Genomic DNA, 24984 nt, shown 5'->3' with positions numbered 1-24984 from the left:
TGTTCGCTGTTGGCCAAACCCCCGTCAAAGATGAGGGTGGTAGTTCCATACTCTAAGGCAGCGCGCGGGATCCATCTCGCTTATACGTTCTACTATCGCGACGGCGACCAGGCTCGCCAGGTTCCGCCTGCCGAGACGCCAAGTTTTGAGGCCGCTCGCGCCGAAGCGATCCGTTGCGTAATCGGCCTGTTGGCTGATCTGGGCGATGACGATATGACCGGATGGTTAGTGCGCATGCGCGATCAGGCAGGCAACGAGCTTTGCACGATCAGCGTCTGCGAGGCCGAAGCCGCACCGCAAACGGAAACAAGCCGGTTAGGCAGCACCGCTCACGTCTGTGTCGATACGCCAGCCCTTATTCAATTAGATCGTCGCCGGTCGGAACTTTTGTGATGTTGAGCCCTTGTCCATTGAACAGTGGAGGTACCAATGGCTAACCTGGGAAAATTGGCGATCGCGATGCTCGGCGTCTTGGCATACCAAAATCGCGACAAGATCGGCGACATGATCCGTGGAGCGGATGATCGCAACCCAAATGATCCGCAAGGCGGGATTCTGGATCAGCTTTCAAAAGGCGTTTCGGGGACCGCGCTTGGCGATATTCTCGACCGGTTCAGAGGGGCAGGCGCCGGATCGAAGGTCGATTCGTGGGTAGGCACCGGGCCGAACGAGCCGATCCAGCCAAGCGAGGTGGAAGCAGCCATAGACGAAGAAACCCTGACTTCCCTCTCGATGCAGACCGGCCTTTCGCGCGAGGAACTCATAAGCCGGATCACGCGAGATTTGCCTGAGGCCGTCAGCAAGATGACGCCTACTGGTGAATTGCCCGTTGAGGCGCCGAAAAGCTCCGGTGAGACGACCTTGCTCGACGACGTGCCATCGCACAGGACGCAAGCGAATTCAGGCGGTCAAAGCGATATCTAAGGTGACGGCTATCCATCAGGGAGAGATACTAAATCGTACTGGCGCGCGAGTTGGCATGATCGGGCAGGGCGGTCACGGTGGTCATACAGCAAACGTACTTGCCGAGTTGGATCTATTGGCCGCGCTACTCGATTCCCGCTGGCGCATTCCAGGCACATCAATTCGTTTTGGACTGGATGCGCTCGTAGGTCTGGTTCCCGTACTCGGAGATGCGGCGACGGGCATTATCTCGGCCTACATCGTCTTGCGAGCTCGAAACGTCGGTGCCGGAAATGGGTTGGTCGCCCGCATGCTAGGCAACGTGCTGCTGGATACGCTCGTAGGAAGTGTCCCAATTCTCGGCTCGATCTTCGACGTCTATTTTAAGGCGAACAATCGCAACATCAGACTGCTGCGCCGTCACATCAACAAGTGAGGCGGATAAGCAATCGTCGCGATGCAATTCTTCTAAAAGGCTCGGAACCGACAGGGGCGCTGGGGCTTGAGTCGCGATTCCTGGAGTCGCGAACATATGACCAGTGCCATTGACCGGCTTTCGTTCATCGAGTTCCAATTGCCCACACTGGTCGAGAAAGCTCCCGAAGGCGGAGATTGGCTTCACGAGATCAAATATGACGGCTACAGGACGCAGCTGGTCGTTGAAGGCGGAAAGGCGCGAGCATTCACGCGTCGCGGCTACGATTGGTCCCACCGTTACAAGAGGATTGTTCAGGCCGCGGCAAGCCTGCCGGTCAAATCCGCTATCATCGATGGTGAAGCTGTCGTCCTGGGCGACACCGGCCTGCCGGACTATCAAGCCATGGAACGTGAGCTGGGCAACCCAAGTTCGCTGCGGATGACTCTCTACGCTTTCGACCTCCTGTACCTCGATGGCCGTGATCTACGGGAACAACCGTTAGTGAAGCGCAAGGCTGCGCTGAAGAAGCTGCTGACCGAAACCGAGCCAACCCTGACTTATGCCGAGCATCTGGAGGTGAACGGCAAGGATATGTTCGACCATGCCTGCCGGATGGGCATAGAGGGAATCGTATCGAAGCGAGCGGATGCTCACTACCGCTCGGGCGTCCAGACCAGTTGGGTCAAGGTCAAATGTGTCAAGAGCGACACTTTTCCAATCGTGGCTTTCGTCGAGAAACTTGGCGCGCAGCCGCGCCGCATCGCATCGTTGTACATCGGCAGGCGAGAGGGCGACCGGCTGCTTTATGCCGGGAAGGCCCAGACCGGCTATACGCTGGACGCAGCCCGGCGCGTTAGGGAGCGGCTTGATCCGCTTGTAACCGCCAAGTCACCGCTGTCGGAGCCGATCAAGAAGCCCAAGGCGACATGGGTCGAACCAGACGTTCTTGCCGAGGTGCAATTCAGTGGCGTGTCGGACCGGGGCATCTTGCGTGAGGCGGTCTTCAAGGGACTCCGCGAGGACCTTCAGGCAATCCCGCCCAAGCCTCCGTCGCCGTCCAAGCGGAGGTCGGAAGGACAACACGGCGTCCCGCGCGAGAACATTCTCCAGCTGCTACCCGATGCGGTTGCACCTTCCAAGGAAGAGCTGGCAGACTATTGGCGGCGGGTCGCTGATCAAGCTCTAGTTGATCTGGTTCGGCGACCGCTGAAGCTGGTCCGCCACGCCTCCGGCGCAACCTTCTATCACAAGGGACCGCTACCTCGGATACCGGCGTCCGTACATCAGCTCCGGGTTCAAAAGCGCGAAGGCGGCGAAGGCATTCGGGTATGGATAGATGACATGGATGGTCTGCTTGGCTTGGTCGAGATGGATGCCGTTGAGCTTCATCCGTGGAACGCGACGATTGATGACATCGAACATGCGGACCGGCTCGTCCTCGACCTCGATCCCGGAGAAGGCGTTCCATGGGACGATGTGATCGAGGCCACGCTGGCGCTACGGGGCATCTTGGAAGCGGCAGGCTTGGAGAGCTGGCCAAAGGTCACTGGCGGCAAAGGCATCCACTTGATGGCCCCGCTCGTTGCGAAGATGACCCATGACAGCGCCCGGAAACTGGCCAAGTCGCTCGCCCACCGTCTGGTTGATACCGATCCTGACCGATACCTGTTGTCAGCTGACCCCGCAGCCCGAGGAGGCCGGATCTTTCTCGACTATCTCCGCAACGGACAGGGCAATACCGCAATAGGCGCTTTTTCCCCGCGAGCGCGGCCCGGCTTCCCAATTGCCCACCCGGTCACATGGAAGCAAGTCGAGGCGGGCATCCGGCCAGACGTTTTCACGCTCGCGCAGCCTTTCAGACCCGCTCGTCGAAAAGCCGCGTGATGCGTCGCGACCATCAGCCGGTATCAGCGAGTTTCCTTGCCTCGCGTCCGAGCCTCTTCCGGTCGTTGCCGTGTTCTCTGATTAGCTCGCGCGTTCTGGCGTGATACGATGCTGTTTGGCGAAATAGCCAACCTCATAATCTTCATCGACTGATACACGGTTGCGATCTCGAAAATCACGCTTGCTCTTATCGTCTGCCATCATCTTTCCTCCTGATCAGAGAAACAACGACCGACGTTGTATGTTCCCGGCGCCTCACTTCGGCCGCCAGAGGCGCGGGCTGTCCGACCGTACTGGGGCCGCAGCCATTGCGAAGGTGATCTGGCGAAAGTTGGTTGGCCAAAGGCAAGGGTGATTTCGTTTGCTGTTCGGGATAGCTGACCGTCGATCGAGCCTGTCTGCGGGCCTCTTGGTTTTTTACGACGCCAGTCGGAACCCAGACGGGTCGCAGATGATTCAGATGCGCATCCGGGCTATCAACGAGGATCGTGAGCAAAATGGCGGGGGGTGACCACGAAGGCGACAAAACTGCGCTCCGGGAGCCCAAGGTTTCGTCTAGGACGCATGACCCGGGTCACAGCGCCGCGGCACGAGTTCGACTTCATCACCAAGGTCGGCCGCATAGACCACGCCGGAGCTCTCGCAATGTTGCAGAGGCATATGGGAGATATAGAGGCGGTCTTTTTCGGAACTGATGTTTTGGCTAAAGCGCTAGACCAGCCTGCCGAGTGACGCTCAGTTAATCCCTATCGCGGCGCCCAGCCAGCCTTTCCGTTGCCGCTCAGTAAGCCGGCACAAGGCGCGTGTTTCGCAACGGCAAGGCCATGGTGAACTGCAAGCCGTCACGATGGTAGTTCAATTCGATCTTGGCGTTGCATTGCACGGTCACGACTTTTTCCAGAAGTGTCGTGCCAAACCCCCGGCGACTGGGCTGCTCGACTTTCGGCCCATCTCGTTCCCGCCAGTCAAGATTGACGATCTGTGTATCGCCGGACCCGCCTAACGACCAGCGGACATCAAGGCGGCCTCCCGTTTGCGAAAGCGCGCCAAACTTCGACGAATTGGAGGCCAGTTCGTGGAAAGCCATCCCGACAGGGACCGCAATGTCGGCGACTAGCGCTACGTTCGGGCCTTCCAGAACGATACGCGGCCTGTCGCGCGTCTCATAGTGGTCAAGCTCGCTTTCGAGCAGCTTGTGCAGGGAGGCAGTCTGCCAATAATCGTCGGTAAGCATCGAATGGGTCTGGGCCAGGGAAACGAGCCTGGCTGAAAAATCGCGTACGAAATCATCGACGTTGCCGCTCGACTTGGCCGTCGCGCCCATCATGGCGCGAACGTTGGCCAGCGTGTTCTTGACGCGGTGATGCAGCTCGCGGATGAGCAATTTCTGCCGATCGGCGACCTCCCGCTTCTGTTCGATGTAGGACTGGACCTCACGCTGGCGGGCGCGGGCACGCAAGGCGGAGCGCACCGAGTTGGCGAGGCTCGAAGCCAGAAATGGCCGTTCAAGCACGATCAGATAGCGGTCCAGAAATGCCATCCGCGTGTCGACTTCGTTCCCCCGCATCGTCAGAAGCACGATCGGAAAATCCGACCACGCGGGTTGGGCTTCAAGCCAGGCCGCAAACTGCGTTCGATCGGAACTGAGCAGGGCCTCCTCGGCCACGACAAGGCACTGAGCCTCGTCGAGAAGCGGCACTGCCTCTTCCAAGCTGCCGCACACACGCGAGGCAATCTGGTTTGTAGCCAGGATGGAGGCCGCGATCCTCGCGTCACGGCCAAGCGGCGCCAGCACGAGAACGGCGGGGCTGGACGACATCACAGCGCCTTATCCCTCAGAAGGTCTGTCGGCTTGCCTTCAAATTCCGGAGATCCCATCAGGATGCCGCGGAATTGTTCCAGTGGCTCACCTACGGCCACGCCGTTACCGCCGATTTTAAACTCACGAATCGTCTCTTCGTGGGGGCCGACACGTTTCTTGACAACGGAAATCGCGCGTCTCAACTGACCTGCGTTCTCGAAGAAGCGCAGAAGCATGATGGAATCGCAGAGATAGGTCATGTCGACCGGCGCTGCCGTTTGCCCAAACAGCCCGTGATTGGCCAACAGCAGGATCGTCGCCACTGCCTTCTGATTGAGATAGGTGAGGATCTCGTGCATCTGAAGCACCAGATGTTGTTCTTCGGACATGGCATTGAGATAGCCAGTTAGGCTGTCGATCACGACGATCCGCACATTGGATTCTTCGACGGCCGCTTGGATGCGCGAAGACAATTCGCCTGGTGAAAGCTCAGCCGGATTGACAGATTCAAGCATCAGCGTGCCGTCCTCGGCAAACGGCTCCAGGTCCATGCCGAGCCCGGCGGCGCGCGCCAAGAAGATGCGCTTTGTCTCGTCAAACAACAGCACCAGCACACGCTCGCCACGCTCGAGTGCGGCATAGCAATAGGTGCAGGCAATGGTAGACTTGCCAACGCCAGACGGCCCCATCAGCATCGTGCTGGTACCACGGGCCAGCCCGCCGCCAAGCAGGGTGTCGATCCGGTTGTTGCTCATGGCCGGCGTATCATGCTCGGCCACCTCATGCTCGGCTGCAACGAGCCGCGGATAGGCGATAACGCCGCCTGGGCGAATGACGAAATCGTGAAAGCCGCCCCGGATCTGCACGCCGCGCATTTTGATCACGCGTAGCCGCCGACGCTCTCCACCATAGACGGGCGACAGCTGCTCCATCCGAATGACGCCGTGACTGATCGAATGCAAATTGAGGTCATCCTGCTCAGCGGTCAGGTCGTCGAGCATAAGCACCGTCACATTGTTGAGCATGAAGAAGCTCTTCAATGCCAACACCTGGCGCCGATACCGCAGTGACCCTTGCGATAAAAGTCGAATTTCAGAGAGCGAATCGAACACCACGCGATCGGGTCTGACGCGTCCGATCTCGGCCATGGCAGACTGCACGGTTTCGCCGAGTTCCAATTCCGAGGAATGGATCAATGTCTGTAGCTGCGCAGGATCGAAACTGAGCTCCGGCGGCACAAGTTCAAGAATTTGCACCCCCTTCAGATCCCAGCCGTGACGGCCAGCAACCGAGAGCAGTTCGCGCTGGCTTTCTGACAAAGTGATGTAAAGGCATGTCTCGCCATTCTTGGCGCCCTCGATCAAAAACTGGAGGCCAAGAGTGGTTTTTCCAGAACCTGGTTTCCCTTCGATGAGATGGGAGCGGTTCCTGGCGTAGCCGCCACGAAGAATGTAGTCGAGGCCGCTAACTCCAGTTGTGATCGCCGAGGCGTCGTCTCTGTCCAACTAATCCCCCAATGTAATTTCGAGAACCAGATAACGACGGGCACCTTTCGCGGTTCCACGTCTCTCGGTGAGCGCCCTTGTCGTGAGACTCACGAAAAGGCGACAAGAGACGCGGCAAAAAAGGGCGCCGTACCTCTCGGAGCCCTTTTTCAAGTTCAGTTTGGAACCGGCGACCTACCAGCCTTGCCGGCCATACCAGTCATCGATGTCGCGCCGAGCGCGGTCCTTCTCAATGCCGTAGCGCTCCTGAATCTTGCCTTCCAACTGATCGCGGTTACCGGCAATACGGTCCAGATCATCGTCTGTGAGTTTGCCCCACTGTTCCTTGACCTTGCCCTTTACCTGCTTCCAATTGCCTTCGACACGGTTCCAGTCCATGGCACCTATCCTTGTTTGTTTCGGACTGAGAAAAACGCCGTAACGCTACCGGAGTTCCCGTCAAGTTTGAGCAGATCGACCGATCGAAGCGTGGCGAGGTAGGCGGCCCCGAAGCAACCCGCTCTGGAACGCGATGATGGCTTGCCGCGCCGGCTGTGTTCTCCACACTCTTGGCCACAGTCGCTCGCGAGACCAGCTTCGTTGGACAAACAGCGACAGGGATAGCGTGAAGCCAACTATGCTGCGTTGGTCATCCAAGCCTGGCGTCAGATACTAATTCTTGCTGTCGGGAGCCATGTTCCCTGCGGCTTTTGCCCTGAAGCGCCTTACCCGGCTGCGTGTGCCGCAGCTCTCATCCGAGCACCACCGTCTGCGCCCGCCACGCGAGGTGTCGATGAAAAGCCAACCGCAGTTCGGCCCGGTGCACTCGCGCACGCGGCGGCGGTCATTCCTGGACACCAAAAACTCGGCTGTCTCAAAGGCCACGCGGTGGCCGATCGTGTTCAGACTGGCTGCGTCGGTCCACTGCCAAGCGAGGCGGTCGCCGGACGGGAAAAGCGAGCGCTTCGGCAGGGCTAGGGCGACTGCATCGCGCACGATTTGCAAGGCATCGTCCGGCACCCGGGCGCCTGCCGCCTCGGCCTGGAGAGCCGCGTAAACGGCCTCGCGCAAAATCTTGGCCTTTTCCAATGCCGCCTCCGCAAGGAGCGGGCGGGCGGGAGCCTCCGCGAGCAGTGCTCGCGCCTCATCGACGTCGATCAAATCGGCACGTCCAGCCCAGACGACCAGGTCGGCATAGGTCTGCAAGAGGTCTGGCCCCCACACATCGCGTCGCGCGTCGACCGTGTTGACGAAGTCCAAGCAGGGGTGACCGCCAACCATGCGCATGTCGACGATAGTCTTCGCACCATCCATCCCGGAAACATCGGTTGGCGGAACCGTATTGGCAAGAGGCCGTTGTAACGAAATAAACGTCTTTTGGCCGTTACGACGAACCAACAACGCCCAGCGAAGGCTGCTTCCGATGAACCGCAACACAGCGACATTTCTGGTTTTATGTGTGATCTGGGGCACCACGTGGATCGGTATCAAGGCAGGGATCGCCACCGTGCCGCCTATGATGTTCGCAGGCACGCGTTTTACAGTAGCCGGCTTGCTGATCCTCAGCGCGACGCGCCTAAGGGGCGCTGCTCTACCACGGGTGGCGAAAAGGAGTTGGCCGCGTCTTTTCGTTGTTACGTTGTTCATGATTCCGCTTTGCTATGGCCCACTCTTTTGGGGCATGCTCTACGTCGATACGGGCACCGCGGCTGTTCTTGAGCTTTCGCTGACCCCCGTCACGCTGCTTGGGTTTGCGTTGCTTCTGGGGGACGAACGCTATGACGGCCGCAGGCTCTTTGCGATTTTGCTCGGTGCGGCCGGTCTGTGCGTCCTGTTCGGGCCCGAAGCCTATGCTAGTTGGACACACGCAGACCAGCAGGGCAGGGGGCTCCGGCTGCTGGCGATGACAGCGGTGGCGTCGGCAGCTTTAATCTATGCATGGGGTTCGGTGCTCGCGCGGCCGCTTCTTGAGGTATATTCATCGGACTTCATCGCCGGCTTCACCACCCTTTTCGGGGGCGCATTCCTAATTCTCATCTCACTCGTTGTGGAGCCAGGCGCGACCGCGGCTCTAAAAGGCAATTGGGGCTGGCCGGCCTGGGTCGGGTGGCTGTTCCTCGTGCTGTTTGGTTCGTTCATAGGCTACACTCTATTTATCCGGCTCCTGCACGAAATCGGCGCCTCGCGCGCCGGAGCATTTGCCTTCGTCTCACCCGTCATTGCCGTCGTGCTTGGCATCATCACCTACGGCGAGGAGGTTAGCCTGATCGACATCATCGGCATGGCTATCATGCTCTTCGCAGCGTTTATTGCGCTACGCGAGCGCAAACAGGAAACATCATCCGCTTCCCCGCCGTTGATTCCACGCTCCGCGCGGGCTGATGGCAGAATATGAAAGACGGCGCGCGCATCCAGCCGCCAATCAGCCTTGAGACGGAAAAGCACAAGGTTCGCGTCTATGCGAAAAGAGGGCTGTCCCGGCAGCGTATCCCGCCTTCCACCGGCGGCGAGGAAAGCTCCAGCTCATATGACAACACTAGTCGGCGAGGGATTTTGCCGAGTTGCTGTCAAGATTGCAGGCGGGATTTGATGGAAAAATCGCGAGGCTGCAATCAGCGACCTATTCGTTCCGATCGCGATGCAGGCTATCCGCCAACGCGTCGACAAAGTGTCAGCCGCATCGCTTCAGTTCCGCCACCTGAACGCCGAGACGGAATGCCTGACCATCGGCATAAGAACGTGCATAGCTTTCTGCTTCGAACGGAAACGTCAGGGTGCTGCCGTAGGCGGTGATGCGGACCGTCCACTTCTTGTCGCGAACGAGTTCGACCGAATTGTCGGGCGACGTCATGATTTCCTCCGGCACCAGCAAGGCGAAGGCACGGATAACGTCGCAAAGGTCGTTTGAATGCAAACAATCCGACACGCTCATGTCGCTTGTTCTATACGCCCAGACTTTCTCTCGATTAGAGCAGCGCCCGGCTGCAATGTCGGTGGCGTTAAGTCCCCTAGCTGCCAAGACCTTTCCCATTGGGTCGGTCCCCTTGCGGCCTCACGCAGCGACCTTTCTGAACCCAATCGCCGAGATCGTCAGCCCGCAGTGTCTTCGAGAGAATAGCCGGCAAGCCGCAGGGTGCGAATGGCAACTCTGCGACGACTGCTTCAACAACTTTCGCGACTGGCTCATGTGAACGTCGACCACCTGGGCGCTCACACTGGCTTTCTGCGACCAGCCAGCTGCGATGAATTCATCACGGCTGATCACCTTTCAGGATTGTCGAGCATGTGGCGCACCAACTTGAACTCGATCGGCCCAAGAGGAATTTTCCCCGGTGCTGCAAAGACGGTGGTATCGAGCTCCATCTCGACGCCGCGATATGTCAGTGGTCTGCGCTTCTGGGCCAATTTTCGTGACGGTAGCCCAATCGCGAGCCTTCGCAGGTGTTCGAGGAGCTATTGCGGCGCAAATGGTCTGATGAAGCGTTCGTCGACCCCGGGCTGCAACAGCCGGTGCTGACCTTCAGCACCTGGGGATATCAAGGCGACACAGGGCAGGGAATTGGTCCGGGCATCCCGCTTCAGCCGGCCGCTCCCGTCGCCAGCTCATTGTCTGGCCGACAGTCCAGCACAATTCCCACGCACCGGCCTTTTCGCGGCAAGACCTAGCGCGTCATCGATCGAGCGGGCCAGCTTGCTGCCGAAGCCATCCACCTGCCGAATGTGGCTTAGGAGCAGATAGAACTCCGCATGCTGCGAGGGAGATGCACCGGCCCGCGGCTCCGTCGAACTCAGCGAGGGAAACGGAGGTCAGCTCTTCGCAGTCCAACTTCGAGAGCAGACGTTCCTGGATTGGCCTTGGCACATTTGTGAACGGTCGATTCCAATGGCTGTCAAAGAGTACGGCGCGACATTGAGGGCGCAGCGAACCACCTCGAAACCGGTCGAGCTAGTAGCCGGGCCGGGTCAATCCGAGACAATTTCGTAGTGAAGAAGCTGGGCTTCGTCGAGTGCCGACTTCACTCCAGGCGAGATGACGCCGCAGCCGAAGAGGATAATATCTTCACGGCGTACGAATACTTCATGGCCCAGTCCCATGGACACAAATGTGCCCGAAGAGCTTCGTTCGAGAAGCCGAGCTCTGCCATTCAATATGGTGAAGGCGGCGTGGCGCCTCGATACCCAGGGCCGCTCGACGATGATATCGCATTCCGCCGATCTGCCGACTGTCACGGATTCGCCGTTTCGACAGGATCGCAGCTGATCTCTGTAGCGGATGACCAGATGAATCTGCCGCGGCAGGACCGAGCGTCTATCTGTAGTGGCGCCATGGCTGGTGATCTGCGTACCGGGGCCCCCATCGTCGCTCCACAGGGTATAGACATCGAAGAACTCTTGCTTCCCCTTCAAGGCCATTTTGTCGAGGAGCCGCAGGCCCTTGCGGCTTCTCGGGGAAAGGGCTTCGCAGAAGCTCTGGCTGATCAGCACCTCTCCGGGGTTCGCCGTGGTGGACAACCTTGCGGTGACATTGACAACGTCACCGAATATCGCGCCCCGCGCGCGAATGACCGCCCCGAAATGCAATCCGATACGGGCGCTTAACGGACCTTTAGTCAGTTGGTGGCTGATTTGGCAGACGGCCGTCAGCGCCATTTCCGGGCTCTCGAAGAGGCTGAGTATGTCATCGCCCTTCGAGTAAATGAAATCACCACCGTGTTTGGCGACGATCTCGCGCATCGTGTCCAGGCAATCCGAGACCTGCTGTAGAGCGGCATCGTCTCCGATCCGCTCATAGAGTGGCGTGCTGCCCACGACATCAGCTAAGAGGACTGCGGCAAGAAGCGTTTCCTGGTCCATCGATCTCGTGTCCGACCCAAAAAGTCAGCGTGCGTGTATAACACACGAGGTTGCCTGCGACATATCTGCTCGTGCGCCTGGGGCCGGGGCGATGCCTCAGGTGATCGTCGCGGACGGACGGGCGTATGCCATTCGTCGGCTTCGTGCCGACATCCAGAACCCTCTTCGCCCCAATCGTTCGCGACTTCGGTGCTATGAGTGGACTTGGTCTTTTTAGGTTCGGAAAGGCTGACCGAGTTGCAACGGGCGACGGCCTTCTCATGCACCATCAACCACGACCCGATCTCGGCCCTCCGACTTCGCACGGAATAGTGCCAGATCGGCGGCTTTGACGAGATCATTCGGGCTCTCGTTCGTATTTGGGACCGGTGGCGACGCCAACGCTGTGCTTTGCGATACGATCACGGATCCATTGATCAGATTTCAGGTATATTCTCTTTGAAGATCACCTGAAGTCGTGGTTGATGCGGTTCATAGTTCAGGTGCCTGACAGAGTGGCTTAAAATGTTGAGCGCTTCCCGCGCCTCGACGCGCGGATTTTGATCTATGACCGCATCGAGCGTCCCATCCAACAAAAGTTCCTTGGTGCCGTCTGTCACCTCGTGGCCGAGAAAGAGAATGTCTTTGGCGCGTCCACGCTCCTTGAGCGCCCGAGCGATGCCGGTGTTGCCGGCGCCGACATTGTAGATCGCGGCAAGATCGGGGTGCCGGTCCAGAAGCGCTGATGCTTCCGAATAAGCCTTCTCTCGGTCATCCAGCATTTCGCGCATCTCGACGATCTTGAGGTTGGGCGACTCCTCGGTCAAGATGTGCCGGAATCCCATCTCGCGTTCCTCATGGCCGCGGTAGGACAGCGAACCGGCGAACAGCGCCACCTTGCTTGGGCGTTCGGATCCCATGAAGCGGTTGAGCAGATAGCCGGCCAGCCGCCCCGCGGCGCGGTTGTCGATGCCGATATAGGCCACTCTCGGAACATGCAGGATGTCGGAGGCGATGGTCACCACCTTGACGTCATTGGCTGACAGCGAGCGGATCGCCTCGCGCACCGTTGGATGATCGAGCGCGATCACGCCGACGCCTTGTGTCTGTCCACGCAATTCTTGCAGCAGGCGGGCGAGCCGGTCGGGGTTGAAGCCCTCTATGGTGGCGATGTGGACGTCAAGATCGGGGCGCGCTAGGGCCTGCGCCTCGATGTGTCGATGCAGCATCTTGATGAAGGAATTGGTGCCGGCCGGCAGGGCGAAGTCGAGACGGATGACCTCTCCAGGTGAGGGCCTGGGCGGCGCTCCGTTCGGGCCTTCCGCGATGTAGCCGAGGCGCTGCGCCATTTCGAGCACGATCTCACGCGTGCGCGCCCGCACACCGGGCCTGTTGTTCAGCACGCGGTCGACGGTGGCGGCGGAAACGCCGGCTTCCCGGGCTATGTCAGTCAAGGTGGAACGCACCGTCTTCATCTCCTCAATGCATCAGATCGCACAATGCCGCTAGCCCGTCCGACGGCCACAGCTGCCAGCCATCAGCGATTCTGATGGGAAATGATGTATCGAGCCTTAGCCGATGCGCAAGGAGGTTGGGCTAAATCGCGTCGCCCGGCGTGATAGTCGCGTGCCAGAAAGGCAGATTTCCCATCAAATCGAGGCATTGAGCCCGTGTGTCGACCTTTGCATGACGTATTTTCTCCGCGGTTGCGGTGTTACGATGTATTTTGAGTATTTATGATGTTGACAGCCTTCCGGTGCTGCCGTCAATATCCCTCAACGGGCTCGTGGAGGAAACATCGGCCCTGAGGGAGGAATTCCAATGTCTGATTTGATCCGCATATCGCGACGCGGCTTGTTGGCGTCCGGAGGGAAGGCGGCGGCGTTCGTGGCTGCGGCCGGTATCGCACCGCAATTCATCCGTCCCGGCCGTGCCGTTGCGGCCGACGCGCTGGCGCCAGGCATGGTAGGCGGTCCCACCGGTTTCGAGGGCGCCGAGCGCTATCAATATGGCGCCGACACGCCGGAAGCCCGTGCCGTTGAGGCGGCCAAGGCCTTGAAGGGAGCTGGCAAGGCACCGGCCAAGATCGTGCTTGGCCTGTCGGATGGCTCGATTGGCCAACTCACACAGCCTTTCCCTGCGGGTGCGCCGTCGATCAAGGAGCTGTGGGAAAAGGAAACCGGCATCCAGATCGAGATCGTCGGCCTGCCGAACGGCCAGGAATTCACCAAGACGATGCAGGACATCTCCACCAAGGGTGGGGCCTATGACATCTACTCGACGGAATGGAACCGCCTCGGCGACCTTGCCGAGACCGGCGGCATCGCCAAGCTCGACGACTTCGTCGCCCAGTACAAGCCCGAATGGGACGATCCCAAGACCGGCTATGTCGACGGCGCCAAGGGCGTGTCGCTGCTCAACAAATATCGCGGGTCCAACTATGGCGTGTCGCTGGACGGCGACTTCCAGACCTGGGTCTACCGCACCGACCTGTTCGGCGACGCTGCCGAGCAGAAGGCGTTCAAGGACAAATTCGGCTACGATCTGGCGCCGCCGAAGACCTGGAAGCAGCACAGTGACATCGCGGGCTTCTTCCAGCGGCCCGACAAGGGCCTGTTCGGCTCCACCGACCTGCGCAACCAGGGCTGGGGCTACACCAACTGGTATCAGCGCTATGTCTCGATGGCATCGCCCAACCAGTTCCTGTTCGGCGACGACGGCAAGCCGCTGATCAATTCCGAGCACGGCATTGCCGCCACCAACGAATATGTCGGCTCGCTGGTTCATCACTCGCCGGACGCGATCTCCTGGGGCTGGCCGGAGCAGTATGGAAATTTCGCCAAGGGCGGCGCGGCGATGACCTGCGCCTTCTCGAACCTGCCGAAATTCCTCGACAATGCCGGCAACAAGGATTCTGCCGTCACCGGCAAGATCGGCTCGATGCTGCCGCCCGGCCGCGAAGTCGACGGCAAGCTGATCAGCCGTTCCGTGCTGTGGTTCTCGCTGACCGGCATGGTCTCGTCGCAGTCGAAAAACCAGGAGGTCGCCTACCTTTTGCTGCAGTGGCTGGGCTCCGCCCGCATCTATGCCTGGATGAGCGCCAATCCGGGCGGCTATCTCGATCCGTTCCGGCTCTCGGATTTCTCCGATCCGCTGGTGCGCCAGACCTACCACGCCTACCACATCGACGTGGTGCGCGAGACCGTCGCCCGCACGGTGCCGACGATCAACTATCCCGGCGCCACCGCCTTCCACAACGCATTGGACGAAAATCTAATGGCGTCGCTGACCAAGGCCAAGACAGCGGAACAGGCGATGGCCGACACGGAAGCGGAGTGGAAGAAGATCGCCCGCCGCATCGGCGAGGACAAATTGCTCGAAGCCATCAGGACGAACAAGGAGGCCTGGCCGACGGTTCTCGACCCGATCAGCTGATCCGTCTCCCTGGATCAGCGCTGGAGGGGAGGAGCATCTGTTCCTCCCCGCCGCAGTCAACGCCACCAGCAAAGCAGCCAGATGAACCGTTCCGTCCCCTTCGAGATATTCCGCTACGCCGCGATCTTCGCGGCGATGGCGGTGACGCTGGTACCGATCCTGTGGATGGTGTCGATGGCCTTCAAGCCGATCGCCGAATGGTCGGCGACCGGCGCCGACCTGACATGGTGGCCGAAGAACCCGACGCTCGGCAATTTCCAGTTCGTCTTCGGCGAGTCCAACAACAATCTGATCGTGGCGCTCGACCGCACCGCGCTGAAGCCGATCCTGTCGTCGCTGCTGTCTTCGGTGTTCGGCACGGCGATCGCAATGTCGGCGGGCACGGCTGCGGCCTACGGGCTGTCGCGTTTCGGCTCCGGCCAGAACCTGCCGCTGGCGCTGATCCAGCTCAGGCTGTTTCCGCCAATGGCGGTGATGATCCCGGTCATGATCATGTGGGCCTTCCTGAACTTCACCGACAGCTGGTTTGGCCTGGCCCTGATCTACGGCATCGTCACCCTGCCGTTCGCTTTCTGGCTCATGAAGACCTTCTTCGACGACATGCCGCGCGAGATCGAGGAAGCGGCGCTTGTCGAAGGTTGTTCGCGGCTGCGCGTCTTCACGCGCATCACGCTGCCGATGATGCGCGCACCGCTGGCCAGCGCCGCCCTCTTCGTCTTCATCCTCAACTGGTCGGACTATCTGATCGCGCTGCTGCTGACGACGCGTGAATGGGTGACGATCCCGGTCTACATGGCCTCGCTGTCCTCCTCGATGACCGGGCAGCTCTATGGCGCCAAGGCCGCGCTCGGTCTTATCGCCGCGGTGCCGCCGGTCATCATGGGCATCGCCATCCAGCGCCATCTGGTGCGCGGACTGACGTTCGGCGCGCTCAAGCAATGAGCGCGGTGACCGTGACTGTCTCAAAGGACGCAAAGGCCGCGCTTGGCAAGCCCGCGCTGCGGGACGAGGGAGCGCGGCTGGGATTCCGGCTGACGCTGCCGGCCCAGGTTTTGGTGCTCTTCATCTCCGTCTTCCCGCTGCTGATGCAGCTCTACATCAGCGTCACCGACTGGTCGCCGCTCTCCGGCCTCGGCTGGTGGAACGCATGGGAGATGTGGAACAGCTTCGCCAACTACACCGACCTTGCCGCCGATGCGCGCTTCTGGAGCGCGCTGAGGCGCACGGCCATCGTCATGGTCGTGTGCGTGCCCGTCGAATTCCTGCTTGGCCTGGCATTGGCGACGCTGTTCGCGGACGATTTTCCGGGCAAGCGGGTCTTCTATTCGATCCTGCTGATGCCGATGATGGTGGTTCCGGCGGTGGCCGGCTACATGTTCTTCATGCTGTTCCAGTCGGGCGGGCCGCTGAACGACATCCTGTCGGCACTCAGCGGTTCCCGCGTCACCATCGCCTGGCTGTCTGACCCCACACTGGCGCTGATCGCGGTGATCATCGCCGATATCTGGCAGTGGACGCCGCTGATGTTCCTGATCCTGCTTGCCGGCCTGGTCGGCGTGCCGCAGGACCAGATCAAGGCGGCGACCCTGCTCGGCGCCAACCCGTGGCAGCGCTTCGTCACCATCGTGCTGCCGAAGATGAAGACGATCGTCATCATCGCGCTGGCGATCCGCGTCATCGAGAACTTCAAGATCTTCGACACGCTCTACATCATGACCGGCGGCGGCCCCGGCGTCGCCACGGAGACGATCTCCGTCTACATCTACAAGGTCACGACGCAGGACCTGATCTGGGGCTATGTGGCGGCGATCGCGCTGGCCATCCTGGTCGTGCTTTCGATCGTTGCCGTATTCGCCATGAAGCGCATGGCGCGCGCAAGGCTGGTGCCGGCATGAGCGCGATCCAGCTGCGCAACCTGGTCAAGACCTTTGGCGAGTTCACGGCGCTGAAGACCATGGACCTCGACATCGCCGATGGCGAGTTCATGGCGCTGCTCGGGCCTTCGGGCTGCGGCAAGTCGACGACGATGAACATGATCGCCGGCATGGAAGAGCCGACCAGCGGCAAGATCCTGTTTGGCGAGCGCGACATGGCCGGCGTGCCCATGGGCCGCCGCGGCGTCGGCTTCGTTTTCCAGAACTACGCCATCTTCACCCACATGACGGTGCGCCAGAACCTTGCCTACGGGCCGCGGATGCGCGGTGCGGCGACAGCCGAGATCGACCGCCGCGTCGGCGCCGTCGCCGAGCTGCTGCAGTTGACGCCGCTGCTCGACCGCAAGGCCGACCGGCTCTCGGTCAACATCCTGCAGCGGGTGGCAATCGGACGCTCGGCGATCATGGAGCCGGCGATCTTCCTGCTCGACGAGCCGCTGTCCAATGTAGACGCCGCCTTCCGGGCGGTAATGCGGACCGAGCTCAAGCAGCTGCAGCGCCAGTTCAGGCAGACGATGGTCTACGTCACCCATGACCAGCTCGAGGCCATGACCATGGCCGACCGCATTGCCGTCATGGATCACGGCGTGCTGCAGCAGGTGGGAACGCCCCTGGAAGTCTACAACAATCCAGCCAATGTCTTCGTCGCCCGCTTCATCGGCGCTCCGGGCATGAACCTGCTGAAGGGAAGGCCGGCGGAGAGCGACCGGGGCCTAGTGGTCGATCTCGGGCCACTGGGGGTCACGCCGACGCTGCCGGATGCGCTGGCCGCCACCTTGCGCGGATCGCGCTCTGAGGTGCTTTACGGCTTCCGGCCCGAACAGGTGTCGCTGGTGCAGAGCGGGCAGGGCCTCGCCATGCCGGTGAGCTTCGTCGAGCGGATCGGCGCGAGGACCATCGCCCATCTCGGCGATGGCGAGACCGCCGTGAAGGCGGTGTTCGACAATGCTGTCGGACTGTCGATCGGCGAGCTTGCCGTCGTCGCCCCCGTGGCATCGTCCGTGCGTGTCTTCGATGCCCGCAGCGGCATTGCGATGAAGGCAGGTTGACATGGCCGATATCGTCTTTCGCAATGTCAGCAAGCGTTACGGCACGACGCTCGCCGTCGACGACGCCTCGTTCACCGTCAATGACAACGAATTCTTCTGCTTGTTCGGGCCGCCGCTGGCGGGCAAATCGACAATCCTGCGCCTGGTTCTCGGGCTGGAGACGCCTGACGCCGGAGAGATCCTGATCGGCGGCAAACCGGTCAACACCGTCTCGCCGGCCGAGCGCAATGTCGCCATGGTGTTCCAGAACCTGGCGCTGTTCCCGCATATGAGCGCGCGCGAAAATGTGCGTTTCCCGCTGGTCGAGCGCAAGGTCGCCGAGGCCCAGATCGAAACGCGTGTCGCCGATGTGGCCGCCAAGCTCCACATCGGCCATATTCTGCACAAGCCGCCGGCGCAGCTTTCCGGTGGCGAGCGGCAACGCGTGGCGATAGCCCGCGCCCTGGTGCGCGACCCGAACGCCTATCTGATGGACGACCCGATCTCTGCGCTCGATGCGCGGCTGCGCGAGGAAACGCGCGTCGAGCTCAAGCGCATCCAGCGCGAACTCGGCAAGACGCTGATCTACGTCACCCATGACCAGGAAGAGGCGATGTCGATCGCCGACCGCATCGCGATTCTGGAGAATGGCAGGATCCGACAGATCGGCGCCCCGTCCGAGATCTACGACCGCCCGGCGAACACCTATGTGGCGCGACTGCTTGGTTCGCCGATGATGAACATCCTCAAATCCGTTCGCGGCGAAGATGGCCTCGAGGCCGCCGAAGGCACGGTCAGCATCGACGATCGCGCTGCTCCGGCCGACGCGATCGAAATCGGGCTCAGGCCGGAGGACATCAAGGTCGGGCCCTGGGTCGAAGGGGGCGCTGGCCGCCCGGCGCGCGTATTCGAGGTCGAGCCCCTTGGCGGCTACACGGTGGTAACGCTCGCCGCCGGAGAGGCGCGGCTGAAGGCGCTGCTGCGCGGCCAGCCCGACATCAGGCCGGATGCGGTGGTAGCGATATCCTGCGAGCCGGCCCGGGTGCATTATTTCGGGCAGGACGGAGGCGCGTTGGCGAGATGATCGCGGCTGCGAAAACAGAATTGCGGGAGGAAGACATGGCGAGCGAAGGCTTCGAGCCGGACGTGAAGGTCCGCACGAAAGAATACCGTATCGGCTGCATCGGCGCCGGCATGATCATGGCCGAGTGCCATCTGGCAGCCTATCGCGAAGCGGGGTTCAACGTGATGGCGATCGCCTCACGGACCCGTTCCAATGCGCAGAAGGTCGCCAAGCGTTGGGACATCCCGACCGTGCACGACACGCCGGAACAGCTGATCGAGGATTCCGAGGTCGAGATCGTCGACCTTGCCTTTCCGCCCGACCAGCAGCCGGCGCTGATCCGCCATGCGCTGAAGCAGCCTCACATCAAGGCGATCCTGGCGCAGAAGCCACTGGCGCTGTCGGTCGATGAAGCCGTGAAGCTGCGCGACGAGGCAGCCAAGTCAGGCAAGATCCTCTCGGTCAACCAGAACATGCGCTACGACCAGTCGATGCGCGTCCTGAAGCAGATCATCGACAGCGGCGCGCTGGGCGACATCGTCTTTGCGCAGATCGACATGCATGCGATCCCGCACTGGCAGACTTTCCTTCAGGACTACGACCGGCTGACGCTCGCCAATATGAGCGTGCATCATCTAGACGTGCTGCGCTTCCTGTTCGGCGATCCCTCGGAAATCACCACGCTGACGCGCAAGGATCCGCGCACGACATTCGACCATTCAGACGGCATCACCGTCTCGACGCTGCGCTTTCCCTCCGGCGTGCTCGCCGTGTCGCTGGAGGATGTCTGGTCCGGACCGCGCCAGGAGGGCTATCTGGACGACCAGCACATCAACTGGCGCGTCGACGGCACCAAGGGTGTCGCCAAAGGCACGATCGGCTGGCCGAAAGGCGTGGCCTCGACGCTGACCTATGCGTCGACCAAGACGACCGGCGGCGAATGGGTCAGCCCGAGCTGGGACACGATGTGGTTCCCGCATGCCTTCATCGGCGTGATGGAGCAATTGCAGCATGCGGTGAAGACAGGCGCGCCGCCGGCATTATCGGTGGCCGACAACGTCAAGACGATGGCGCTGGTCGAAGCCGGCTATCGCTCGATCGACGAGGGCCGCACCGTCAAACTTTCCGAAATCTCGATAAAATCAGCCAACTGAATCGCTTACAGGGAGGAATTCACATCATGATGCAGGCAGGTATTTTCACCGGCTATTTCCCGTACGGGCTCGAAGAGACGGCGAAGAAGATCCGCGGGCTCGGTTTCAACACGGTGCAGCTCGACCTGCATTTTAGGGATGTCGATCTGTCGGCCGGGCAGATCACTGAGGAAAAGGCCAAGCAGGTGCGCGACGTCTTCCGCGACAACAACCTGCCGATCTGCTGCGTGTCGGGCTACACCAACATTATCCACCCCGATAAAGTCGAGCGCGACAAGCGCGTCGGCTATCTCAAGGAAATCATCCGCAATGCGCGCGCCTTCGGCTCGCCCTACGTGATCTCGGAGACCGGCACCTACAACACCGAATCCGACTGGGTGCATCACCCCAAGAACAAGACCGAGGAAGGATTCGAGGAATGCCGCAAGGTGATCGCCGAGCTTGCCCAGACGGCTTACGACCATGGGGCGGTGTTCCTGCTCGAAACCTATGTCAACAATGTCGTCGGTTCGGTCGAGGAGACGGTGAAGATGTTCGCCCAGGTCGACCATCCGGGCCTCGGCCTGCTGATGGATCCGACCAACTATTTCGAAACCCACAACATCGACCGGATGGACCAGATCCTGAACCAGGTGTTCGATACGCTGACCGACAAGATCAAGATCGCGCATGCCAAGGACGTCAAGCGTTCGGGCAGCGACAAGTCGGAAAAGCATGCCGACATCGGCGACGAGGATGCGATGGAGAGCCACACGTTCCGCGGCGTCGGCGAGATCGAGCTGCCGGCGCCCGGGCTGGGCTCGCTGAATTACGATCTCTATCTCCAGCGGCTGGCGGAAAAGCACCCAAACATCCCGGTCATCATCGAGCATCTCTCGGAAGACGACGTGCCGCGCGCGAAAAAATTCCTCGACGGGAAGTTCCGCGCCAACGGGCTGTGAGCGCCGGTTGCGCCGCCGGCGCATGGCGGCGCAACTCCAACCAAGGGAGGAATGAATGTTGAAATTCGCATTGAAAGTGGCTGCCGCGGCAACGCTGGTAGCCGGGGTCTCCTTGAGCCTGCCGGCATTCGCGCAGGACGGCCAGAAGACCTTCTATCTGCTGTCGCATGGTGGCCCTTCGGACGCGTTCTGGATCGACTGGAATGCCGGCGCGACCAAGGCCTGCGACCAGCTCAAGGTGACCTGCAAGATCTCGTTCAGCGGCGGCGACATGGCGGCGCAGAAGGAGGCTTTCAACTCGGCGCTCGCCGCCAAGCCGGACGGCATCGCTACCACCTCGGCTCAGCCCGGCCTGTGGACGGAGGAGGTGAAGGCCGCCAAGGCCGCCGGCATACCGATCGTGTTCTTCAACACCGATGATCCGGCGACCGGGCGGCAGGCCTATGTCGGGGCCGACCTCAGGGAAGCGGGCGTCATCTGGGCCAAGTATCTCGTCGACCACAAGATGGTGAAGCAGGGCGACAAGGTGTTCCTGCCGGTCGAAGTGCCGGGCGCCAGCTACCAGCAGCTCGAGACCGAGGGCATCGCCAGCGTCTTCGATCCGCTCGGCATCAAGTACGACGTGGTCGATTGCGGCACCGACCCGGCCGGCATCATCGCCAAGATGACCGACTACATGGTCGCCAACAATCCGCCGGCAATCATTGCACTGGGCGATTCCGTGGCAGCAAGCATCAAACGCGTCTTCGACGGGGCCGGTGTGTCGGCCGGCAAGGTCCCGGTCGTCGGCTGGGGCAACTCAAAGGAGACGGCCGAGGCGGTCAAGTCCGGCTTCGTCAATGCTGCGGCCTGGCAGTACCCGTCGGCGCAGGGCTTCATGCCGGTGGCGCTGCTCGGGCTTGCGGCCTCTGGCGAGCCGGTCGGCTACGACATTCACACATTCAGCCTCTACGACGCCTCGAGCGTCGAGCCGATCCTGAAACTCTACAACAAGTGACGACAATCGGCGCCCGCCCCGAAATGGCGGGCGCCGGACGAAACGCATGGTCCTGACAGATATGGCAATCACAGCAGACGACGACACGCAGCGAGCGAAGGGCAGGTCTGCGCTGCTGCGTTCGCCGCAATTCTCCTCGCTCATCATCCTCATCGTGCTGCTCGTGGTGTTCGCCATCGCCGACGGCAACTTCCTGTCGCCGCTCAACATATCCAACATGATGGCGTTCCTGCCCGAGCTCGGCATCATCGCTCTCGGCATGACGCTGCTGCTGACGGCGGGCGAGTTCGATCTGTCGGTCGGCGCCGTGTTCGGCCTTGCGCCCGTCGTGGTGATGCTGCTGGTGCAGAATGGCGGTATCGACATCGGCGTCGCCCTCCTGGCCGGGCTTGTGCTGTGCATCGCGATCGGCGCCATCAACGGGCTGATCGTCACCAAGATCGGCATTTCCTCGTTCCTGGTCACGCTGTCGATGCTGCTCGTCGTGCGCGGCGCGGCGCTCTACATCACGCAGGGATTCCCCCTGAAGTCGTGGGACCAGCCCGGCTTCTTCGTCACGCTGCTTGCCGGCAGCTTCAATGTAGGCTCGTTCCGGTTCTACACCTCGCTCTGGTGGTTCATCGGCCTGTCGCTGCTGGCGATTTACATCCTGCGCTACGCCAAGCTCGGCAACTGGATCAGCGCCATCGGCAGCAACCGCAACGCAGCGGTGGCGCGCGGCGTGCCGGCCGACGCGGTCAAGATCTGGCTGTTCATCCTGACCTCGGTGGTGGCCGGGCTGGCCGGCATGATCAGCGCGTTCCGGATCTCGGCCGCCTCGCCGGTGGCCGGCACCGGCTACGAACTCGAAGTGATCGCCATGGTGGTGGTCGGCGGCACGGCGCTCACCGGCGGGCGCGGCACCATCCTCGGCACCATCGTCGGCGCGCTGATGCTGCGCGCCATCCGCAACGGCATCGTGCTGATCGGCGTGCCGGGCTTGGCATACAACATCTTCGTCGGCGTCATCATCCTCGCCATGCTCATCCTGCACGCTTTGCTGCAGAAGAACGCCGCAAGGAGCTGACGATGGAAGTGCTGCGTCTGCAAGACCTGCAAAAGTCCTTCGGCAACGTGCGTGCGCTGAAGAACGCCTCGTTCACCCTCAACGAAGGCGAGGTGGTTGCCCTGCTCGGCGACAATGGCGCCGGCAAGTCGACGCTGATCAAAGCGATCTCCGGCGTCTTCCCGGCCGACCACGGCGACATCTTCGTGCGCGGCGAGAAGGCATCGATCCGCTCGACGCGCGACGCGATGGACCTCGGCATCGAGACCATCCATCAGGACACATCGCTCGCGCCGGATCTCAGCATCGCGCGCAATCTTTTCCTGGGCCGGGAGCCGGTCAATTTCGGCTGGCTCGGCGTGTTCGCGCCGCTCGATCTCGCCAAGCTTCGCAACGCCGCCTCGGCGCTGCTGAAGCGGGTCGGCATTTCGAAAAAGCTCGATGCCGATGCACTGGTGAGCACGCTCTCGGGCGGTGAGCGGCAATCGATCGCGATCTCGCGCGCCATGCAGTTCGCCGCCAAGGTGATCATACTCGACGAGCCGACCAACAATCTTGGCGTCGAGGAAACCCACGGCGTGCTGCGCTTCGTCAAGGAGGTGCGCGACGCCGGCCACTCGGTGCTGCTCATCACCCACAACATCCACCACGTGTTCCAGGTCGCCGACCGCATCATCGTCATGCGCCGCGGCGAAATCGTCGCGGAACAGACGGTCGCCGACACCGACCTGTTGACGGTGGAAAGCATCATCACCGGCGCCGACATGTCGGCCTTGCTCAAGGAGGCGGGCAAAGTGAAGGACGTCGCATGGTAGAGCTTTACGGCAAGACGCTGTCGCGAAGGCAGGTGGCCGAGCGGTCCGGCATGCTGTCGCAGTTTGCCGGTGTGCGGCTTATGACGCTCGGCGACGGCGTGGAGCGCGGCATCCGGATGCTCGAGTTCCGCACCGGCTCCGGCCTGCGCTTCACGGCGCTGGTCGACCGGGCGCTTGATATCGCCGATTGCGACTTCCGGGGCCAGGCGATCGGCTGGCATTCGCCGAGCGGCTTTCGCCACCCCGGACTGCACGAGCATGAAGGGGAGGACGGTTTCGCCTTTGGCCGGTCGTTCTCGGGGCTGCTCGTCACCTGCGGCCTCGATCATATACTGGGCCGGCAAGACGTGCCGGCCGAAAGCTACAATTATCCCGGGCGCAAGCGGGTATTGCACTCGCTGCATGGCCGCATCGGCACCGTGCCGGCGCGGCTGACCGGCTACGGCGAGGCCTGGGACGGCGACCGCTGCGTGCTGTGGGCGGAAGGCATCGTCCAGCAGGCAACCGTGTTCGGCGAGGATCTCCATTTGCTGCGCCGCATCGAGGCCGATGTCGGCGGCAGCGAGATCCGCCTGTCGGACCGCGTCGTCAATCACGGTTTCAGCCGCACGCCGCATATGTATTTCTATCACGTCAATGTCAGCCATCCCTTGCTCGACGAGGGTTCGCGCTACCTGGCGCCGATCCGGGATGTCGTCTGGGCGGCGCACGCCGGCGAACGCTACGAGGCGCAGAAAGTCGGCTACCGAACCGTGCCGGCGCCGCAGCTGGGGTTCAGCGAGCAGGTCTGGGAGCACGAGCTTGGCTCCGATGCGGCGGGCGAGGTGCCGGTGGCCGTCGTCAATGACCACCTGGGCCTCGGCTTCGAGGTCGTTACCCGCAAGGATCAGCTGCCCTGCACCTATCAGTGGCAGAACTTCCAGGCCGGCCTATATGCGTTGGGAATCGAACCTTCGACGCATCATGTTCTGGGCAATCTCGCCGCGCGCGAACGGGGCGAGATGATCTGGCTGGACCATGGCGAAAGCCGCTCCTATGACGCCGTGTTCCGGGTGCTCGACGGTGCCGGCCAGATCGCCCAAGCGGAAGCGAGGATAGGGTCGATCGCCCGGCAGCCGCAACAGGATTACCCTGCGCCGTCGGGCGCTTTTGCGAGACTGCAGGCGTGACCGGCTTGAAACGCACGATCGGTTGCCGCGGCGGGCGGGAAGTGCGCCGGAATACGGAAGCAGGCGCGGCCCGGCCGGCC

The 24984-nt window shown here is 61.5% G+C and carries 24 protein-coding genes; 16 read left to right on the top strand and 8 right to left on the bottom strand.

Features of this window, described 5'->3' with window-relative positions; genetic code table 11:
* Positions 1 to 9: 9 nt before the first annotated feature.
* The 4 genes from NKH38_RS23335 to ligD all read left to right on the top strand — a co-directional run bounded on the left by NKH38_RS23335 (position 10) and on the right by ligD (position 3205).
* The gene (locus NKH38_RS23335; protein ID WP_352762279.1) at positions 10 to 393 is read left to right on the top strand and encodes a DUF6894 family protein; all 384 of its coding nucleotides are present in this window, start codon (positions 10 to 12) and stop codon (positions 391 to 393) included.
* 36 nt (positions 394 to 429) lie between these two features.
* On the top strand, positions 430 to 924 hold the full coding sequence (locus NKH38_RS23330) for a YidB family protein (protein WP_352762281.1): 495 nt from the start codon (positions 430 to 432) through the stop codon (positions 922 to 924).
* A 55-nt stretch (positions 925 to 979) separates the two neighbouring features.
* On the top strand, positions 980 to 1339 hold the full coding sequence (locus tag NKH38_RS23325; protein ID WP_023669460.1) for a DUF4112 domain-containing protein: 360 nt from the start codon (positions 980 to 982) through the stop codon (positions 1337 to 1339).
* A gap of 96 nt (positions 1340 to 1435) precedes the next feature.
* Complete coding sequence (ligD, locus tag NKH38_RS23320) at positions 1436 to 3205, top strand: DNA ligase D (protein WP_352762283.1); 1770 nt, start codon at positions 1436 to 1438, stop codon at positions 3203 to 3205.
* A gap of 81 nt (positions 3206 to 3286) precedes the next feature.
* Here the strand turns inward: ligD and NKH38_RS23315 are convergent, their stop codons facing one another.
* The 5 genes from NKH38_RS23315 to NKH38_RS23295 all read right to left on the bottom strand — a co-directional run bounded on the left by NKH38_RS23315 (position 3287) and on the right by NKH38_RS23295 (position 7927).
* A complete protein-coding gene (locus tag NKH38_RS23315) occupies positions 3287 to 3409 on the bottom strand; it encodes a DUF3606 domain-containing protein (protein ID WP_348529184.1) in 123 nt (40 codons plus the stop codon).
* Between the two features lie 577 nt (positions 3410 to 3986).
* On the bottom strand, positions 3987 to 5024 hold the full coding sequence (locus NKH38_RS23310; protein ID WP_031199112.1) for a sensor histidine kinase: 1038 nt from the start codon (positions 5022 to 5024) through the stop codon (positions 3987 to 3989).
* Positions 5024 to 6511 (bottom strand): ATPase domain-containing protein, encoded by a 1488-nt coding sequence (locus tag NKH38_RS23305; protein ID WP_352671936.1) that lies wholly within the window; start codon positions 6509 to 6511, stop codon positions 5024 to 5026. Before NKH38_RS23305 ends, NKH38_RS23310 begins: the two co-directional genes overlap by 1 nt.
* A 174-nt stretch (positions 6512 to 6685) precedes the next feature.
* Complete coding sequence (locus tag NKH38_RS23300) at positions 6686 to 6889, bottom strand: CsbD family protein (protein ID WP_023669466.1); 204 nt, start codon at positions 6887 to 6889, stop codon at positions 6686 to 6688.
* 273 nt (positions 6890 to 7162) lie between these two features.
* Positions 7163 to 7927 carry a CGNR zinc finger domain-containing protein gene (locus NKH38_RS23295; protein WP_155929636.1) on the bottom strand — a complete coding sequence of 255 codons (765 nt, stop codon included), beginning with the start codon at positions 7925 to 7927 and terminating at the stop codon, positions 7163 to 7165.
* On the opposite strand from NKH38_RS23295, the gene NKH38_RS23290 reads away from it, so the two are divergent.
* Positions 7914 to 8885, top strand: a complete 972-nt coding sequence (locus NKH38_RS23290; RefSeq protein ID WP_352762287.1) for a DMT family transporter — start codon at positions 7914 to 7916, stop codon at positions 8883 to 8885. The two genes, NKH38_RS23295 and NKH38_RS23290, sit on opposite strands and share 14 nt — an antisense overlap.
* Positions 8886 to 9161: 276 nt before the next feature.
* On the opposite strand, the gene NKH38_RS23285 is transcribed toward NKH38_RS23290, so the two are convergent.
* The 3 genes from NKH38_RS23285 to NKH38_RS23275 all read right to left on the bottom strand — a co-directional run bounded on the left by NKH38_RS23285 (position 9162) and on the right by NKH38_RS23275 (position 12789).
* Positions 9162 to 9422, bottom strand: coding sequence for a hypothetical protein (locus tag NKH38_RS23285; protein WP_245260004.1), 261 nt, complete (start codon positions 9420 to 9422; stop codon positions 9162 to 9164).
* Positions 9423 to 10453: 1031 nt separating this feature from the next.
* Positions 10454 to 11344, bottom strand: a complete 891-nt coding sequence (locus NKH38_RS23280; protein WP_023669471.1) for an adenylate/guanylate cyclase domain-containing protein — start codon at positions 11342 to 11344, stop codon at positions 10454 to 10456.
* A gap of 416 nt (positions 11345 to 11760) precedes the next feature.
* Entirely contained in the window at positions 11761 to 12789 is a 1029-nt protein-coding gene (locus NKH38_RS23275) for a LacI family DNA-binding transcriptional regulator (protein ID WP_023669472.1), read from the bottom strand.
* A gap of 355 nt (positions 12790 to 13144) precedes the next feature.
* Here NKH38_RS23275 and NKH38_RS23270 point away from each other — a divergent pair, with 355 nt between their 5' ends.
* The 11 genes from NKH38_RS23270 (at position 13145) to NKH38_RS23220 (ending at position 24904) form a co-directional block, all read left to right on the top strand.
* Positions 13145 to 14758: an extracellular solute-binding protein gene (locus tag NKH38_RS23270; RefSeq protein ID WP_023700495.1), complete on the top strand. Its 1614-nt coding sequence runs from the start codon at positions 13145 to 13147 to the stop codon at positions 14756 to 14758.
* An 81-nt stretch (positions 14759 to 14839) separates the two neighbouring features.
* The gene (locus NKH38_RS23265) at positions 14840 to 15700 is read left to right on the top strand and encodes a carbohydrate ABC transporter permease (RefSeq protein ID WP_023700494.1); all 861 of its coding nucleotides are present in this window, start codon (positions 14840 to 14842) and stop codon (positions 15698 to 15700) included.
* A complete protein-coding gene (locus NKH38_RS23260; protein ID WP_023700493.1) occupies positions 15697 to 16653 on the top strand; it encodes a carbohydrate ABC transporter permease in 957 nt (318 codons plus the stop codon). Before NKH38_RS23265 ends, NKH38_RS23260 begins: the two co-directional genes overlap by 4 nt.
* On the top strand, positions 16650 to 17741 hold the full coding sequence (locus tag NKH38_RS23255) for an ABC transporter ATP-binding protein (RefSeq protein ID WP_352762291.1): 1092 nt from the start codon (positions 16650 to 16652) through the stop codon (positions 17739 to 17741). Before NKH38_RS23260 ends, NKH38_RS23255 begins: the two co-directional genes overlap by 4 nt.
* Before the next feature lies 1 nt (position 17742).
* A complete protein-coding gene (locus NKH38_RS23250) occupies positions 17743 to 18804 on the top strand; it encodes an ABC transporter ATP-binding protein (protein ID WP_352671926.1) in 1062 nt (353 codons plus the stop codon).
* Positions 18805 to 18839: 35 nt separating this feature from the next.
* Positions 18840 to 19937: a Gfo/Idh/MocA family protein gene (locus NKH38_RS23245; RefSeq protein ID WP_352904510.1), complete on the top strand. Its 1098-nt coding sequence runs from the start codon at positions 18840 to 18842 to the stop codon at positions 19935 to 19937.
* 26 nt (positions 19938 to 19963) lie between these two features.
* The gene (locus tag NKH38_RS23240; RefSeq protein WP_352765478.1) at positions 19964 to 20878 is read left to right on the top strand and encodes a sugar phosphate isomerase/epimerase family protein; all 915 of its coding nucleotides are present in this window, start codon (positions 19964 to 19966) and stop codon (positions 20876 to 20878) included.
* A gap of 55 nt (positions 20879 to 20933) precedes the next feature.
* Complete coding sequence (locus NKH38_RS23235; protein ID WP_023673173.1) at positions 20934 to 21875, top strand: sugar ABC transporter substrate-binding protein; 942 nt, start codon at positions 20934 to 20936, stop codon at positions 21873 to 21875.
* A gap of 61 nt (positions 21876 to 21936) precedes the next feature.
* Complete coding sequence (locus NKH38_RS23230; protein ID WP_050586906.1) at positions 21937 to 22941, top strand: ABC transporter permease; 1005 nt, start codon at positions 21937 to 21939, stop codon at positions 22939 to 22941.
* On the top strand, positions 22938 to 23735 hold the full coding sequence (locus NKH38_RS23225; protein WP_023689425.1) for an ATP-binding cassette domain-containing protein: 798 nt from the start codon (positions 22938 to 22940) through the stop codon (positions 23733 to 23735). Before NKH38_RS23230 ends, NKH38_RS23225 begins: the two co-directional genes overlap by 4 nt.
* Entirely contained in the window at positions 23729 to 24904 is a 1176-nt protein-coding gene (locus NKH38_RS23220) for an aldose 1-epimerase family protein (RefSeq protein WP_023673170.1), read from the top strand. The genes NKH38_RS23225 and NKH38_RS23220 overlap by 7 nt, the downstream gene beginning before the upstream one ends.
* Positions 24905 to 24984: the final 80 nt, after the last annotated feature.

The sequence above is a fragment of the Mesorhizobium sp. M1078 genome (assembly GCF_040318615.1).
Taxonomy (GTDB): Bacteria; Pseudomonadota; Alphaproteobacteria; order Rhizobiales; family Rhizobiaceae; genus Mesorhizobium.
Note: the sequence above shows the minus strand (reverse complement) of the source record. Positions and strands in the feature narration are given on the sequence as shown.

Excerpts from the sequence above, each read along its gene's own strand:
- NKH38_RS23280 (WP_023669471.1), bottom strand. The coding sequence starts at position 11,344 with ATGGACCAGGAAACGCTTCTTGCCGCAGTCCTCTTAGCTGATGTCGTG.
- NKH38_RS23240 (WP_352765478.1), top strand. The coding sequence starts at position 19,964 with ATGATGCAGGCAGGTATTTTCACCGGCTATTTCCCGTACGGGCTCGAA.
- NKH38_RS23315 (WP_348529184.1), bottom strand. The coding sequence starts at position 3,409 with ATGATGGCAGACGATAAGAGCAAGCGTGATTTTCGAGATCGCAACCGT.
- NKH38_RS23230 (WP_050586906.1), top strand. The coding sequence starts at position 21,937 with ATGGCAATCACAGCAGACGACGACACGCAGCGAGCGAAGGGCAGGTCT.
- NKH38_RS23235 (WP_023673173.1), top strand. The coding sequence starts at position 20,934 with ATGTTGAAATTCGCATTGAAAGTGGCTGCCGCGGCAACGCTGGTAGCC.
- NKH38_RS23220 (WP_023673170.1), top strand. The coding sequence starts at position 23,729 with ATGGTAGAGCTTTACGGCAAGACGCTGTCGCGAAGGCAGGTGGCCGAG.
- NKH38_RS23245 (WP_352904510.1), top strand. The coding sequence starts at position 18,840 with ATGGCGAGCGAAGGCTTCGAGCCGGACGTGAAGGTCCGCACGAAAGAA.
- NKH38_RS23290 (WP_352762287.1), top strand. The coding sequence starts at position 7,914 with ATGAACCGCAACACAGCGACATTTCTGGTTTTATGTGTGATCTGGGGC.
- ligD (WP_352762283.1), top strand. The coding sequence starts at position 1,436 with ATGACCAGTGCCATTGACCGGCTTTCGTTCATCGAGTTCCAATTGCCC.
- NKH38_RS23255 (WP_352762291.1), top strand. The coding sequence starts at position 16,650 with ATGAGCGCGATCCAGCTGCGCAACCTGGTCAAGACCTTTGGCGAGTTC.
- NKH38_RS23270 (WP_023700495.1), top strand. The coding sequence starts at position 13,145 with ATGTCTGATTTGATCCGCATATCGCGACGCGGCTTGTTGGCGTCCGGA.
- NKH38_RS23330 (WP_352762281.1), top strand. The coding sequence starts at position 430 with ATGGCTAACCTGGGAAAATTGGCGATCGCGATGCTCGGCGTCTTGGCA.
- NKH38_RS23250 (WP_352671926.1), top strand. The coding sequence starts at position 17,743 with ATGGCCGATATCGTCTTTCGCAATGTCAGCAAGCGTTACGGCACGACG.
- NKH38_RS23260 (WP_023700493.1), top strand. The coding sequence starts at position 15,697 with ATGAGCGCGGTGACCGTGACTGTCTCAAAGGACGCAAAGGCCGCGCTT.
- NKH38_RS23265 (WP_023700494.1), top strand. The coding sequence starts at position 14,840 with ATGAACCGTTCCGTCCCCTTCGAGATATTCCGCTACGCCGCGATCTTC.
- NKH38_RS23310 (WP_031199112.1), bottom strand. The coding sequence starts at position 5,024 with ATGTCGTCCAGCCCCGCCGTTCTCGTGCTGGCGCCGCTTGGCCGTGAC.
- NKH38_RS23300 (WP_023669466.1), bottom strand. The coding sequence starts at position 6,889 with ATGGACTGGAACCGTGTCGAAGGCAATTGGAAGCAGGTAAAGGGCAAG.
- NKH38_RS23325 (WP_023669460.1), top strand. The coding sequence starts at position 980 with ATGATCGGGCAGGGCGGTCACGGTGGTCATACAGCAAACGTACTTGCC.
- NKH38_RS23285 (WP_245260004.1), bottom strand. The coding sequence starts at position 9,422 with ATGAGCGTGTCGGATTGTTTGCATTCAAACGACCTTTGCGACGTTATC.